Origin of the sequence: Bacillus sp. MT(2024) (genome assembly GCF_036362845.1) — a bacterium.
Taxonomy (GTDB): Bacteria; Bacillota; Bacilli; order Bacillales; family Bacillaceae; genus Bacillus; species Bacillus velezensis.
Genome location: NZ_CP143632.1, coordinates 1,340,798 through 1,354,001, shown reverse-complemented (window position 1 = coordinate 1,354,001; position 13,204 = coordinate 1,340,798). Strand labels below are relative to the sequence as shown.

17 protein-coding genes are annotated in these 13,204 nt (G+C 46.4%); 2 read left to right on the top strand and 15 right to left on the bottom strand.

All coding sequences use genetic code 11. From position 1 onward, the window contains the following. From VP472_RS07075 to VP472_RS07045, 7 genes are all read right to left on the bottom strand, one after another. Positions 1 to 699 carry a YknW family membrane protein gene (locus VP472_RS07075; protein WP_146276677.1) on the bottom strand — a complete coding sequence of 233 codons (699 nt, stop codon included), beginning with the start codon at positions 697 to 699 and terminating at the stop codon, positions 1 to 3. Positions 700 to 1,022: 323 nt separating this feature from the next. Beyond that, positions 1,023 to 1,256: a molybdopterin converting factor subunit 1 gene (moaD, locus tag VP472_RS07070; RefSeq protein ID WP_007611118.1), complete on the bottom strand. Its 234-nt coding sequence runs from the start codon at positions 1,254 to 1,256 to the stop codon at positions 1,023 to 1,025. Next, positions 1,253 to 1,723, bottom strand: coding sequence for a molybdenum cofactor biosynthesis protein MoaE (locus tag VP472_RS07065; RefSeq protein WP_003154579.1), 471 nt, complete (start codon positions 1,721 to 1,723; stop codon positions 1,253 to 1,255). The genes moaD and VP472_RS07065 overlap by 4 nt, the downstream gene beginning before the upstream one ends. Then, positions 1,724 to 2,245, bottom strand: coding sequence for a molybdopterin-guanine dinucleotide biosynthesis protein B (mobB, locus tag VP472_RS07060; protein WP_041482361.1), 522 nt, complete (start codon positions 2,243 to 2,245; stop codon positions 1,724 to 1,726). It lies immediately after the preceding gene. Then, a complete protein-coding gene (locus tag VP472_RS07055; RefSeq protein WP_070081748.1) occupies positions 2,206 to 3,498 on the bottom strand; it encodes a molybdopterin molybdotransferase MoeA in 1,293 nt (430 codons plus the stop codon). Before VP472_RS07055 ends, mobB begins: the two co-directional genes overlap by 40 nt. A 17-nt stretch (positions 3,499 to 3,515) precedes the next feature. After that, positions 3,516 to 4,535 (bottom strand): molybdopterin-synthase adenylyltransferase MoeB, encoded by a 1,020-nt coding sequence (locus VP472_RS07050; RefSeq protein WP_146276675.1) that lies wholly within the window; start codon positions 4,533 to 4,535, stop codon positions 3,516 to 3,518. Between the two features lie 51 nt (positions 4,536 to 4,586). After that, a complete protein-coding gene (locus VP472_RS07045) occupies positions 4,587 to 5,189 on the bottom strand; it encodes a molybdenum cofactor guanylyltransferase (protein WP_077722144.1) in 603 nt (200 codons plus the stop codon). Between the two features lie 145 nt (positions 5,190 to 5,334). Between VP472_RS07045 and VP472_RS07040 the strand changes: the two genes are divergently transcribed. Further along, positions 5,335 to 6,327 carry a coiled-coil domain-containing protein gene (locus VP472_RS07040; protein ID WP_069473386.1) on the top strand — a complete coding sequence of 331 codons (993 nt, stop codon included), beginning with the start codon at positions 5,335 to 5,337 and terminating at the stop codon, positions 6,325 to 6,327. A gap of 20 nt (positions 6,328 to 6,347) precedes the next feature. On the opposite strand, the gene rok is transcribed toward VP472_RS07040, so the two are convergent. Together rok and VP472_RS07030 are read right to left on the bottom strand one after the other, a co-directional pair. Next, positions 6,348 to 6,944, bottom strand: a complete 597-nt coding sequence (rok, locus tag VP472_RS07035; protein ID WP_070081746.1) for a transcriptional regulator Rok — start codon at positions 6,942 to 6,944, stop codon at positions 6,348 to 6,350. Between the two features lie 450 nt (positions 6,945 to 7,394). Further along, positions 7,395 to 7,853 carry a redoxin domain-containing protein gene (locus tag VP472_RS07030; RefSeq protein ID WP_077722142.1) on the bottom strand — a complete coding sequence of 153 codons (459 nt, stop codon included), beginning with the start codon at positions 7,851 to 7,853 and terminating at the stop codon, positions 7,395 to 7,397. Positions 7,854 to 8,140: 287 nt separating this feature from the next. On the opposite strand from VP472_RS07030, the gene VP472_RS07025 reads away from it, so the two are divergent. Continuing rightward, positions 8,141 to 8,947, top strand: a complete 807-nt coding sequence (locus VP472_RS07025) for a mechanosensitive ion channel family protein (protein WP_060386912.1) — start codon at positions 8,141 to 8,143, stop codon at positions 8,945 to 8,947. A 33-nt stretch (positions 8,948 to 8,980) separates the two neighbouring features. Here the strand turns inward: VP472_RS07025 and VP472_RS07020 are convergent, their stop codons facing one another. The 6 genes from VP472_RS07020 to VP472_RS06995 form a co-directional block, all read right to left on the bottom strand. Next, on the bottom strand, positions 8,981 to 9,226 hold the full coding sequence (locus tag VP472_RS07020) for a YkuS family protein (protein WP_003154596.1): 246 nt from the start codon (positions 9,224 to 9,226) through the stop codon (positions 8,981 to 8,983). Positions 9,227 to 9,286: 60 nt separating this feature from the next. After that, the gene (locus VP472_RS07015) at positions 9,287 to 10,411 is read right to left on the bottom strand and encodes an N-acetyldiaminopimelate deacetylase (RefSeq protein WP_070081744.1); all 1,125 of its coding nucleotides are present in this window, start codon (positions 10,409 to 10,411) and stop codon (positions 9,287 to 9,289) included. Between the two features lie 70 nt (positions 10,412 to 10,481). Next, the gene (dapD, locus tag VP472_RS07010) at positions 10,482 to 11,192 is read right to left on the bottom strand and encodes a 2,3,4,5-tetrahydropyridine-2,6-dicarboxylate N-acetyltransferase (protein WP_146276673.1); all 711 of its coding nucleotides are present in this window, start codon (positions 11,190 to 11,192) and stop codon (positions 10,482 to 10,484) included. Between the two features lie 81 nt (positions 11,193 to 11,273). Continuing rightward, positions 11,274 to 11,729: a flavodoxin gene (locus VP472_RS07005; RefSeq protein WP_077722141.1), complete on the bottom strand. Its 456-nt coding sequence runs from the start codon at positions 11,727 to 11,729 to the stop codon at positions 11,274 to 11,276. 26 nt (positions 11,730 to 11,755) lie between these two features. Continuing rightward, complete coding sequence (locus VP472_RS07000) at positions 11,756 to 12,649, bottom strand: WD40/YVTN/BNR-like repeat-containing protein (protein WP_146276671.1); 894 nt, start codon at positions 12,647 to 12,649, stop codon at positions 11,756 to 11,758. Next, positions 12,639 to 13,112 (bottom strand): flavodoxin, encoded by a 474-nt coding sequence (locus tag VP472_RS06995; protein ID WP_071391905.1) that lies wholly within the window; start codon positions 13,110 to 13,112, stop codon positions 12,639 to 12,641. Before VP472_RS06995 ends, VP472_RS07000 begins: the two co-directional genes overlap by 11 nt. Between the last annotated feature and the right edge of the window lie 92 nt (positions 13,113 to 13,204).

Genomic DNA, 13,204 nt, shown 5'->3' with positions numbered 1-13,204 from the left:
TTATACACCTGCTGTCACTGAACTTAACAGTCCTCCGACTGCCGAAACCAAAAGCATAATAACAAACAGGACAATCGCGGAAGTCCAGGCCGCTTTTTTCGAAATACCGCCTGTATAGCGAAGTCCCAAAGCGAGCAGAATATAGCTCCAGATGCTGAAAATATCGATCGCGCTTAAAAAGACCGATACGCCGTCTCCGGCCGGTATGACACTCGCCAAAGATGTGACAGGGTACAGTGAGCCCGCACCGGTAAAATAAATGACAAGTCCGTTAATGACTAAGCCGATGTTAGTAATAAATGCAGTAAAGAGGCCGAGTGAGAGCATTTTTGTATAAGTTGTCACGCCGCCTGAAATTTTGACGCACAGCCAATAAATAAGCGGAACGATAAAGAGACCGATAATGCCTCCGAAAATCCCTCCGAAAATCGAGCCGAATTTCGCAATGGTTTTGGTCATTTCAATCTGATCATCGGTCAATCCGTCAAGAGATGAGCTGTTCAGCAGTTCTTCATAATTCATTCCGAGCCCGCGCAAAATACTGCCGGCCGCGATGAGAATGATGACAATCAGGAGAGGAATGCCGATGACCGGCTTTTCTTTTAATCTTTTAAACTGCACAACAGGACTTGTAATGACGCCGAAAATTGACGGCTTTTCCGTGACTGCCGTATTGCTTTTTTCCAGGTTTGGTTCCATATGGCTGATGCCTCCTATGTATTATTCTGTTTATACGTACGCTTTAGGCTGAGAGAAGTTTCAATTTTTTTGCCGTTTGCGTATTTATGCTAAATTGTAACACAAATTCTCAGCTTTACGTTCCATAATTATGTAAAAAAAAGCATCGTCAGACCGGTATGACGGGTGGCTCAAAACCTTGTAAAGGCACTGTTATCAGCCTATTCATGCAGTGAAAACCGCCTCAATTGAAAAACCCTTTAAATCCCATTTAAATATTCTCTGAAATTCAGCGCCTATAAACAAAAAAGCCGGATGGCAATGATGCACATCCGGCTCTTTTTTCACCCTCCGCTTACAGGAGGGATAAAGGCAATGGTATCACCTTCTGTTACGGTGCTGTTGTCTTTTACATATGTTTCATTGATTGCGATCATGGCATTGTCAATCGTCTGAAGGCCGTACCGTTCCTTTAACAGCGTTTTTACAGCAGACGCCGCCGTCTCTTTTTCGTCAAGTTCAATGACCGGTGTTCCCGCCTGCTCCGCAAGCCCGGCAAATAATAATACTTTAATCATCGCGATTCCCCTTTATCCAAATCCGGTTTTCCGTTCGGATAGGGTGTTGTTTCCAGCTGATCGCCTATCCATTCTTCCCCGTCTTCCCAGATTTCCTTTTTCCATATCGGCACAATCTGTTTTATCCGTTCAATTGCATATTCATTCGCCTCATATGCCGCCTTTCTGTGCGGAGAAGACACGGCGATTACGACCGCTGCTTCACCGATATCAAGGACGCCGACACGGTGAGTGATTGCAGCTTCGGCTCCTTCCCATTTCGCGCTGATTTCACTGCCGATTTGAGAAAGCATTTGAACAGCCATCGGTTCATACGCTTCATATTCTAGACGCACTGTCCGCCGTCCTGCAGTCCACTCTCTGACCGTGCCGATAAACGTTGTGATGGCGCCGGCTTCACGCTTTTCAACTTTTTTTACGATATTTTCCGCAATGATAGGTTCCCTTGTAATTTGAAAACGTTCCATTTAAGCAGATTCCCCTTTCAGCTGCGAAAGCACAAACATAATGGCAGCCGGATCGTCCGCATGGAATACGGGCTTGCCTGCATCTGTCGGCATATGCTCCGTATTTCTGCTGACAACCGCGATCACGCGCTCCAAATGCTTCAGCTTTTGCCAATCTTCGCTGTTTTTGATCATAATGATTTTCGGATGCGGTGCATGTTTAAACCCCTCTATGAGAAGACCGTCAATTCCCAGACATTCATACAGACTGATCAAACCCGCCAGATCCCATTTTTTTCGCGCCGTAAGCTGCAGGACGCCGTCCCCTTCTACTGCCGTAACCGCGGCTCCGGCTTTTGAAAAACGCTCCGAGTCTTTTCCGTCAGAAAAAGGTTCCGGTTCTCCGCCATGTCCGTGATGTTTTAAACATCCAATATCGCACTCTTTCGGCGCCGCTTTCAGCACACGTTCAATAAACGTTGTTTTACCGCTGTTTTGAAAACCTACGATCTGGACGATCGGGAAAGAATTGACCACGGCCATTCACTTCCATTCTCATCACGGATGAGGAGCGCGTGAACCGTCCGGCCCGCTTCATATCCCCTCGTTCCTCCCGGCAGAAGGATAAACGCGTTTGCTTCGGCAAGAGATGTGACTGAGCTTGATTTGTCGAGACCGACCGGTGACGCCATCATTTTTCCGTCCTTATGATAAACAAACGCCCTCACAAATCTCGTAAATGGATTCGGCTTCGGAAAGTCGTTTGTTAACACGGCTTCCGCCCATCCGGAATGAGGTTTTTCATTCAGAAGCCACGTCTGAATCATCGGTTTGACAAACAGGGTGAATCCGACATAACATGCGGACGGATTGCCTGAAAGGCCGAACAGCAGCATGTCATCGGCCCGGGCGACAGTTGTCACGCTCCCCGGGCGCATTGCCACTTTGTTAAAAAGAACTTCCGCTCCGAGCTTATTATAAATGTCCGGAAGAAAATCAAAATCGCCGACTGACACGCCGCCGGTCGTGATCAGAAAATCAACTTTTTTCATAGCTTCCTTCACCGCAGCATAGCTGTCATCAAAATCATCGGAAATTTTCCCTAAGTTCAGCGGTACCGCACCCGCTTCAATGACCTGGGCATACACCATGGCAGCATTGCTGTTGCGGATTTTCCCCGGCTCAAGCGGATCGCTGACATGAAGAAGCTCGGTTCCCGTTGCGATAATGCCGACAACCGGCTTTCTGACCACGGGAACGGAAGCATAGCCGAAGGTTGCTAAAAGAGCGGTTACGCCCGGCGTGATTTTCGTCCCTTTTTTTAATAGCGAGCTGCCTTTTTTCGCATCTTCTCCTTGATATGAAATATTATCGCCCGCATGAAAAGGGCGTTTCACTGACATGTAATTCGTGCCGTTTTCAGAAAACGTTTTTGTCAGCTCAAGCATCACTACGGCATCGGCGCCTCTGGGAATCTGCGCCCCCGTCATAATGCGGACCGCTTCATAAGGCCCGAGTTCTTTTTCTGACACGGCGCCGGCTCCGATATGGTCAATGACTTCAAAGGTGACGGCATTGTCACGGGAAGCCGTTTTTGAATCGATCGCCCTGATGGCAAACCCGTCATACGGGGAACGGTTAAAGGCCGGCACATCATGATCCGCCTTAACATCCTCCGCCAAATAGCGGTGGAGACTGTCCTCGAGCGCCACCCATTCGGTATCCCCCTGTTTTTTATACCGGCTCACCCGGCGGACTGCTTCGTCCACCTGAATCGGCGTTCTTTTTTCAAGCATAGCAATACATCCCCTTCCTACAGTCCGATCACTCTGGCCAGAACTGAATTCGCTTCTTTTATATCGTTTGTACCGTGAATCAGAGCCCGTCCGTCCTGAAAAATAACGATTCTGAAGCGCTCGTACGCCATGTGCAGCAAAAATTCATTTGCTTCCACTTTACCGATCTGCTTCAGACGTTTGACAAGCTCTTCTTTATCCAGCCTCTTTAAGGCTTCCGATCTGATTTGAACGGTGTCTCTTCCGCACAGCACGCTTGCTTTCGGCCTGTTTTCAGGCTGCAGATACGGATATACGGGCTCCGCGCCGCAGGAAGGGCAATGATCCCGTTTGATCTGATCCACATTTATGCTCATATTGGTGTTATTCCACACGTCAAACGTGAAAAAGCGCCGATTTACCGCCGCATGATTTCCTGTCAGCAATTTCAGCGCCTCCGCCTGCTGATAAGCGGAGACGATATGAACCGCCGGAGGTATGATGCCTGCTGTATCACATGTCGCTCCGCCTACGGGCATTTGCTCAAACAGGCAGGATAAACACGGCGTAACCCCCGGAATAATCGTCATGCACATTCCCTGACTGCTGACACAGGCACCGTAAATCCAAGGTGTTTTCGTTTTCTGCGCCAGATCATTGATGACCATTCTCGTTTCAAAATTATCTGTCGCATCCACGATGCAATCCGCTTGTTCGATCAGCGGTTCAAGTGTTTCCGCCGTACCTTCCGCCGCGTAAGCATCGATATGTATATCACTGTTTACCGCTAAAAGACGCGCCTTGGCCGCCATTGCTTTCGGCAGGCGCTGTCTCGCGTCTTCTTCTGTATACAGCTGCTGTCTTTGTAAATTGCTCCATTCCACATAATCCCGGTCAATAATCGCCATACGGCCCGCTCCGGCTCTTGCCAGGCCCTCTGCCGCGGCTGTTCCGAGGGCTCCGGCTCCGACAATCAGGACACTGCTGTCAGCCAGCGCCTGCTGCCCTTTTTCCCCTATCGGCTTAAATCTTGTCTGCCGCGAATAGCGCTCTTCCATCTGTGTTGTCCCCTTGCATTTTTATTTCCATCATACCATGTTTCTTCCCGATCAGTCCTGATTTGAAGACTCGACATGCGCCAAAAGTCTGGTGTAATCATCCCGTGTGTTAACATTAGCGAACTCCTCCGGCCCGGCGCCGATGTCTTCAGCCTGCACATAACAGACAGACAGCCGTTTCAGCGTGTCTGTCATTTTCAGTTTGTTTTGTGTCAGCTGATCAAAAAGCACATCCTGCACCCGTTTATGGTAAACCGCCAAGAGGGGCTGCTCTCTGTTTTCACAAACCGGTATGACAGCGTCCAGGTTTCCGGTCAGCTTCATTTCAAGCGCAGCCATCGTTTTTCTTGTCACGAGCGGCGTGTCACAGGATATGACCGTATATGTTTCGCCTTCCGTTTGTTCCATTGCCGTATATATGCCGGCAAGCGGGCCCATTCCCCGAAACCGCGGCTCATCGGCAAAAACATGCCGCTCCCTGTTTGATAAGAACTTTTTTATATGCTCAGGGCGGCTGATAATTACCGTTTCTCCGCCGCCGAAGGCTTTTTTCGCCTGTTCATAAAACATGCCGCCCTTCCACTTTGCAAAAGCTTTCGGTTCTCCGAATCTTCGGGAAGCTCCCCCCGCTAATATTACATTCACCCGTTTCATGTCATCTCTCTCCCATTCTATATAAAAGCATAGCAAACGCCTCAGCCGAAATACAATATTACGTTGCTTGTCTGTTTAATTAAGAGGAATAGCCGTTGTTCCTTTCCCATATTGTAGTGTTAACATCATGAGGGAGATGGTTCTTATGAAAATATCAGGTCCGTTTTTCCACGACACTTCTCAAGAGAACCTTTACTTGAAATCCGAACTTTCCAGATGCAGAAAAATAATTTCAGAATTTGAAGCAAGCTACTTCCATCAAAAAAATAATAAGCTTCAGGAGGAAAACGCCAATATTAAAGAGCGGCTTCACAAGCTTTCTGACGAATTGGAAGCCATGGCTCAAAAACACAAACAGACAAGTGACACGGAGCGTTCTTTGCATGAAATCAGAGCCGGGCTGCTCGATAAAATCGTCATTCTGCAAGAATTGCTTCAGCAGGAAACGTTTCGGCGGAAAAATGAGATGGAAGAAAAGCATCGTCTGCATCTTACAAATATAAAATTTGAAGAAGAAAATAAAAACTTACATACCCGCATCCGCTCACTTGAGACCGCCATTCAAACCGAACGGACTTCTCACGAAGATATGAAACAGCGTTATCATGCCGCTGCAGACGAAAATACCCGGCTCCAAACACAAATGATAGAAAAAGAATACCAGCTCAAACATATTAAAATAGAAATTAATCATATGAGAGATCGAATACTAGAAACAAAAGAACGGCTTGTAGAAATAGAAAAAACGAAAGAAAAGTTATTTCAAGAAACCATTCTTTCGTATAAACGGCAGCTGGACGAAAGTGATGCTTGGATTGCCGGCCATTTTGCTGATATTGACAGCCGCACGGCGGAACCGGCGGAACAAACTCTGGAAATCCCTTCCGTTTCCAAAGAGACTGTTCAGGCAGAAGACTTGCTTACAGCCGTTACCGAACAAGTCATCTCCCTGCAAAAACAATTTGTACAATCAGAGTCCCGCGATCAGTCGTTTGATGAAAAACTGGATGCGTTGAAAGAACGCGCTGACGGCGAAAAGCCTTTCCAAAAATATGTTGTCAAGCTTGAAAAAAAGCCTGGAAAAGATGCGTCACTTCCGCAGAATAAGCGGGAAAGCGCAAAAAAACTGCTTGAGTAACGCAAGCAGTTTTTACTGTTTTATTCAGCAGCCGTATCATTTGCCGTTTCTGCTGTTTCCTGAGAAATTTCTCCCTCAAGAATATATTGGCCGCGGTATGGTTTTTTCACTTCCGGATACATTTTAATTAAGCTTTGCATAAATGTTGTCATATTAGGAATTTCAAGGCCGCTTTCCTTTTCAATTTCCTTTTGCAGTTCGGAACTTTTGATCGCTGCATTGTGGCGTTTCAATGTTTTAATCGCTGCTTCGCGCAGTTTTGCCGCTTTCGATCCCGGTCTCGCCGTCCCTCTTCTTCTTCTTGTAGAACCGTCTGGAATGCCTGCGGGAAGAGACGTAATAGACTGCATCTGCTGCTGGGAGGATTGAGGCTGTGTCTGCGGCTTTTGATAGCTTCTCATTTCCTGTGCTGCAAGCTCTGCAAGTACCGGGAGGGAGTCATTTTTTTTCTCCGGACGAAACTCTTTTTTTGTATCGGACAGGCTGCCCGTATTGTCTAATTCTCTCAGTTTTGCATATATTTTATCACGTTCTATTTGATATTCACGAATGACTTTTACCTCTGCTTCGTTCAATTGTTCTAAACGTAAGCGCAGCGCTTCTCTTTCATTAAACATGTGTAAAACCCCCTGTCAAAAATTTAAACGCTTTTATTAAGATATTAGATTACAAAAGTAATTTTATCAACTATTATTTTATCATTTTACTATTTTATTTACTCTATGAAAAATTGCTTATTTTCTGAAAATGGTACTTTATATACAAAAATCCCTTATCATATAGGGGATTCTGGACAAAGTTCCAATTTATTCAACCATTTCAAAATATAACTTGAAATTACTTGTTTAATGAAAATTAGCGTGATATCTACAATTTTCGACTATAATATGTAAAAGATAATGATATGGATAAAACAAGCGGTACAGCGTGTTTACGGCTGTTTCTCTTATTTTTAAGCCAAACATGCCATATTGGAATTTTTTATCCAATAGACACAAAAAAACCCTGTTACCTAACGGCAAAGGGTTTGCAGAACCGAGACAATAGTCCGACGGAGATTGTCCCGATTACTCAGAAGCCTGCTCCGTTTCTGAAAGTACCCGGCTGATGCGTTTTTCAAGCATTTTCATCCCGCTCTCTCCCGCTTGAAAATGGCGGAGCTGTCCGTTTTTATCAAAAACGTAATAAGCCGGCACATATTCATTTTCAAATACGTCAGTCAGCGTATGATCGCTATCGACGTAAATCGGCTGAGAGATATCGTGCTCAGCCGCTGTTTTCTTGATTTTCTCAAGATCAAGATCGTCTTCGGAACGGGGCGTGTGGACGGCCAACACATTCAGCTGATCTTTATATTTATCACGAAACCCGTTCACCTCAGGCATCGCTTCTTTACACATGCGGCAGCTGGCGGACCAGAAGTGAATCAGTGCCGGCTTTCCGCCGACCAGCTGTTCCTTCGTGACTTCTCTGTTAATCCATGCTTTAGCGCCGGACAATTCAGGCATTTGCTGATGTAATTTCATCTCATTTCCCTCCTTATGAAAAAGTTTTTTGCCGGGGCTTTCAGTCCGCCGGGCAACGTCCTCCTGTTTTCTCTCCAAAGGATATGATTTGGCTGAATCACCATGTTAAAATGAGTGTGGAGATTCTTTAGTACTTATCTTCACAAAAATGAAGATATTGAAACCGGGGCAATATGAACAAACCATAAATGTAATAACTGGTTTCTATGAAAAGGTTTATCTTATTTAAAAAACGGGTATATCACTTTTAGCTTTTTCCGCAATAGACTTGAAAGGAAGACATCACTATGATTGATTTAAAACACTTTGATTGGGCCGGGCTTCTCACATCTGCCGGGATTTTCATCATAAAGCTGGCTCTCATTATTTTAGCGTACTTTATTTTCCGGACGGCAGGAAAAAAGCTGATCAAGCATCTGTTTCAGAAATTTGAGCAACAAAACAACCTCTCCACGGGCCGCGCTTATACTTTGCGAAGCCTCGCGCTCAATGTGTATGGATACATCCTGATATTCGTTTTTATTGTGATGATTTTGGATTTATTTCACTACAATCCGAGCGCTCTCATTGCCGGCGCCGGCGTGGTCGGTCTCGCAGTCGGCTTCGGGGCTCAGGGGCTTGTCAGTGACATCGTCACCGGATTTTTTATCCTTTTGGAAAAACAGATTGACGTCGGTGATTATATTACGGTTGCCGGCTACAGCGGCATTGTCGAGCAGGTCGGTCTCCGTACGACGCAAATCCGGAGCTTTGACGGCACGCTTCACTATCTTCCCAACCGGGGCATCACGAATGTGAGCAACCATTCCCGCGGAACGATGCAGGCGCTTGTCGATATTAAAGTGCCGCTTGAAAAAAATCTTGATGAAACCATTCAAATCCTGCAAACCGCGTGTGACAAAGCAGCCGCTGAGCTCCCGCAGATTAAGGAAGGGCCGGACGTCATCGGAGTTCAAGATTTAAGCACGTCAGAAATGGTGATCAGAATCATTGCCAAAACAGAAAATATGGAGCAATGGCGGGTTGAACGCGTACTGCGGAGAGAAATAAAAATCGCGCTCGACCGTTTTAAAAACGCCGCTTCCGCCGAATAGAAAAACCGAAGCGTAAGCTTCGGTTTTTTCTTTTTAATGAAATTTTTTTTCTACTTCGCTGCAGATTTCGTCGGCGGTCATTCCGGAAGCCGTAATGACGGGAGCCTGAGTTGACGTATCGGCAATTCCTTGAACATTGCTGTCAAGTCCGGTTACGACACAGCAGTCACAATTCTTCGCATCCTCAGGAGTCTTCATCATCACTACGTCATATCCTTTTTGTTTTAACGCCTGTTCTACATCCGATAAAGATTGTTCAATTCCAATTTTTTTCGTCATATTGAACACCTCCGTTATGTAGAATGCTCAATTTTTGTTAGATTATTCTTCTTTTCGGATTTAATTGGCATACTTCGAAAAATATCCGACCATGACATTTACCGCGGTTTCCATCGCATCTTCATCCGGGTTCAGCTTGGCGTGATGAAGCCCGTGGGATGAATCGGCCCCCAGCCAGAACATAAAGCCGGGATATTTTTTCAGCATATATCCGAAATCTTCTCCGGTCATCGCTTCTTTCGCCGTTTTCACGTCAGCAAGCTGATGATCGCTGACAAATTGCATAAATTCTTCGGTCAGGCCGCTTGTATTATAAACTTGATGATAAACGGACGGATACGTGACTTTTCCTTTGCATCGGAAGCCGATTTCAATTCCTTTGACAAGCTCTTCAATCCGCTTTTTCACCATACGCATTGATTCCTCGGAAAGCGTCCGGATGGTTCCCTCCAAATGAGCATGCTCTGCGATGATATTTTGCGCCGTGCCCCCGGTAATCGTTCCGACAGTAATTACAGCGCTGTCAAGCGGATCCGTATTTCTGGATATGACTGTTTGGAGCTGCGTGACAAGCGTGCTCGCGGCAACGACCATGTCGTCTGCTGTATGCGGATATGCCGCATGTCCGCCTTTCCCCTCAAGATCGATGACAAGCTCGCTCGTATTGGCAAACAGCAATCCGCTTTTGGTGGAAATGGTGCCGACCGGCAGCTCAGGTGCTATATGGAGGGCGGTGATCAAATCCGGCGTCCATTTTTTCAGCACATCGCTTTCAAGCATCGGTGCCGCTCCGCCCGGTCCTTCTTCAGCCGGCTGGAATAAAAAGAGCAGATCATGTTTGACGGGATGATGGACAAAATGATCAATAATGCCGAGCGCGATGGTCATGTGCATATCGTGGCCGCATGCGTGCATAAAACCGGGGTGCTCAGATGCAAACGGAAGCCCCGTCTGCTCTTCAATCGACAGAGCGTCTATATCCGCTCTGTAGGCGAGCATTTTTTCCGGAGCCGTGCCGTTGACTTTGACAAAGATGCCGGTTCTCCAAGTTTCGATTTCAATTCTTTCTTCCGGATATTGGTTTAATAGATTCAGCAGGTACTGCTGGGTTTTATATTCCTGAAAGCCGATCTCCGGAATGCGGTGCAGATCTCTTCGGATGGCAATGAGCCGCTCTTTTTCCATATGTATTCCTCCTTGAGATAAGAATAAGGCGTGGATTTTATCATCCACGCCCATTCTATCAAACCATTCCTTACAGCTGGCGTAATTCCTGTTTGATTTCTGTTTTTCCTTTTGTTTTTTCATCGATATCTTTGATTTTTTTCGCTGGTGTTCCCGCTACAACGGTATACGGCTCGACGTCATTTACAACGATGGCTCCGGCGGCGACAACCGCGCCTTTACCGATTGTTACGCCTTCGAGCACAACCGCATTTGCGCCGATCACAACGTCGTCTTCTACGACAACAGGCTTAGCGCTAGGCGGCTCAATAACGCCCGCTAATACAGAACCCGCTCCGATATGGCAGTTTTTGCCGACAGTCGCGCGCCCTCCGAGAACAACGTTCATATCAATCATCGTACCTTCGCCGATGACTGAACCGATATTAATAGATGCACCCATCATGATAACGGCATTGTCGCCGATTTCGACTTGGTCGCGGATAATAGCGCCGGGCTCGATTCTCGCTTTAACATCTTTTAAATCAAGCATCGGGATCGCAGAGTTGCGGCGGTCATTCTCAATGACGTAATCCTCAAGTTTGTCTTTGTTTTCTTCGATTGCACTTTTAATTTCAGCCCACTCGCCAAAAACGACGCCGGATTGGCCGTTCAGGAATGTTTTAGCGGAATCGCCAAAGCTGATTCCTTCAAGATCGCCTTTTACATACACTTTTACAGGCGTTGATTTTGTACTATTTTGAATAAATGAAATAATTTCATTTGCATCCATCATTTTCATATGTATTGTCCTCCTCTGATTTTCTACCTCATTACTGTAACAAAGGAAGGATACAAAGACAAGAAAAAAAGGAACAAGCCTTTATTCTGCCGGCTGGCTGCACAGCGCAGCAAACTGTCTTCCGAATTCCCGGAGCTCTTCTTCCTCACTGCCCTCAGGGTTGTTTTCAATTTTGACCGACGGCAGCACCACCCGTCCGCCGCGGGCCGTGATTACTTTTTCCAATTCGTCAACCGCTCCGCAAAAAAACTCATAGGACGTATCTCCGGAACCGAACAAAGCAAATGTTTTTCCCGTAAACTCCAGGTTTTCCATATCTTCTACAATATCGAGCATTTCATCAGGAAGATCCCCGTCTCCCCACGTATATGTGCCTAATAAAATATACTCGTAATCATTAAAAAGTTCGGCATGAATATCCATCGCTTCATATCTGTCTACGGATGCTTGTGCTTCGATCAGCCCTTTTTCAATTAAATCCGCCATCGCCTCGGTGTTTCCTGACATTGTAGCGTAAACAAGCAATACATTCCCCATCTTCGTCTCTCCTTTATGCATAAAAACTAATGTGCGAGCCGAACCGCCTCATACGGTCTGACAAACTTACTTTCGTAAAGGCCCGCGCAAAAAAAGTTTTCTTCCCGGTTGGCCACCCGCCATCCGTGACCGCGGATCGTATCAAACCACTTTAATTCACCGGCGGCAAGATCAGCTTGATAAATACGCGAAAATCCGCTTTCACCCTGTGACGATGTGACATAAATAGTCCCGTTATCCTCAGAAACGTCGAGAAATGACTTTTCCCTTACAGCGTCCCCGGCTGTAATGGCAAACTCCTCATGCGTCCGCACGTTTCGGACGGCAAACTCCCCCCGTTCTCCCTTTGCCGCGCCCTTTGCTGCAATGAGCCAGTCATTCTGATATATCATCATTGAAGCCGTCATGCGCTGCCTTTCGCGGCTTATACGCCGGATGCGGCCTTCCGTCAGATCATACGCCCAAATGCCGCCATGATTCATATGAATCCGGGTGCCGATATAAATCGTCTGACCGTGTAAACAAAGCGAACGGATGACAGGCGGCTCCTTTAATTGTGAAAAGGGCTTAGCCACATGCCAAGTGACGCCGAAATCATCAGATAAGTAGAGGCAGTATGTGCCGTGCGCACAGACAAATCCGTCATTCCGCCCGGCAACGGCCCATATGGAGGCGCTGGTCGGAAATCGGGAGGCCGTCCAAGTCTTTCCTTGATCGGCCGATCTGAGGACGGCGCCTTTTTCTCCAGCTGCGAATATGTAGGGCCCTATATAAGTCAGCACATGAATCCTGCTTTTCACTCGGAATAGTCTTTTCCAGCCTTCTTCCGCCGAAAAATGAAAAATACCTTCGTCTTTCACAGCGACAAAAAATCCCGAAGATACTGATGCCATGACAGCCGTCGCGCCTTTATGAAACATGGCACCGGTCTCCGTGGTGAGCGGCCCATGCAAGAAAACCGCGGACAAATTCTTTGCAGCATTCTTGATCTTCAGCCGTCTCGGGCGCCAGCTCAATTTTCAGCGTTTCCGGGTATAAATTGGCTCCGGCCTGTTCAAACGCATCGCAAAACAGCGTGACCGCTTCACAAAACTTCGGGTAGGCGTGATCGCCTGAACCGAAACAGGCCGTTTTCAGTCCGTTGAGCTGGCTGTGCAGAATATCTTCGTAAAAATCTTCCGCTTCGTAAGGAAGATCACCATCCCCCCATGTGTATGTGCCGACAAAAACATAATCATATGCTTTGAGTGAATCCGCATCTGCTTCGTCCATGTCAAGACTGTCAACCGCTATCTGATGCCCGCTCAGTGTTTCTTTAATAATGCCGGCAATATCCTCTGTATTCCCCGACATGCTTGCGTATATCATTAATGCTTTCTGCATATGATCACCTCGTAATTGATAATGATTTTCATTAACATATATAACACTTTAAATGATAATGATTTTCATTGTCAATAAAAAATAAAAAAAGA

Bases quoted from the DNA above. Each gene is read 5' to 3' on its own strand.
- VP472_RS07075 (WP_146276677.1), bottom strand. From the start codon at position 699: ATGGAACCAAACCTGGAAAAAAGCAATACGGCAGTCACGGAAAAGCCG.
- moaD (WP_007611118.1), bottom strand. From the start codon at position 1,256: ATGATTAAAGTATTATTATTTGCCGGGCTTGCGGAGCAGGCGGGAACA.
- VP472_RS07065 (WP_003154579.1), bottom strand. From the start codon at position 1,723: ATGGAACGTTTTCAAATTACAAGGGAACCTATCATTGCGGAAAATATC.
- mobB (WP_041482361.1), bottom strand. From the start codon at position 2,245: ATGGCCGTGGTCAATTCTTTCCCGATCGTCCAGATCGTAGGTTTTCAA.
- VP472_RS07055 (WP_070081748.1), bottom strand. From the start codon at position 3,498: ATGCTTGAAAAAAGAACGCCGATTCAGGTGGACGAAGCAGTCCGCCGG.
- VP472_RS07050 (WP_146276675.1), bottom strand. From the start codon at position 4,535: ATGGAAGAGCGCTATTCGCGGCAGACAAGATTTAAGCCGATAGGGGAA.
- VP472_RS07045 (WP_077722144.1), bottom strand. From the start codon at position 5,189: ATGAAACGGGTGAATGTAATATTAGCGGGGGGAGCTTCCCGAAGATTC.
- VP472_RS07040 (WP_069473386.1), top strand. From the start codon at position 5,335: ATGAAAATATCAGGTCCGTTTTTCCACGACACTTCTCAAGAGAACCTT.
- rok (WP_070081746.1), bottom strand. From the start codon at position 6,944: ATGTTTAATGAAAGAGAAGCGCTGCGCTTACGTTTAGAACAATTGAAC.
- VP472_RS07030 (WP_077722142.1), bottom strand. From the start codon at position 7,853: ATGAAATTACATCAGCAAATGCCTGAATTGTCCGGCGCTAAAGCATGG.
- VP472_RS07025 (WP_060386912.1), top strand. From the start codon at position 8,141: ATGATTGATTTAAAACACTTTGATTGGGCCGGGCTTCTCACATCTGCC.
- VP472_RS07020 (WP_003154596.1), bottom strand. From the start codon at position 9,226: ATGACGAAAAAAATTGGAATTGAACAATCTTTATCGGATGTAGAACAG.
- VP472_RS07015 (WP_070081744.1), bottom strand. From the start codon at position 10,411: ATGGAAAAAGAGCGGCTCATTGCCATCCGAAGAGATCTGCACCGCATT.
- dapD (WP_146276673.1), bottom strand. From the start codon at position 11,192: ATGAAAATGATGGATGCAAATGAAATTATTTCATTTATTCAAAATAGT.
- VP472_RS07005 (WP_077722141.1), bottom strand. From the start codon at position 11,729: ATGGGGAATGTATTGCTTGTTTACGCTACAATGTCAGGAAACACCGAG.
- VP472_RS07000 (WP_146276671.1), bottom strand. From the start codon at position 12,649: ATGTTTCATAAAGGCGCGACGGCTGTCATGGCATCAGTATCTTCGGGA.
- VP472_RS06995 (WP_071391905.1), bottom strand. From the start codon at position 13,112: ATGCAGAAAGCATTAATGATATACGCAAGCATGTCGGGGAATACAGAG.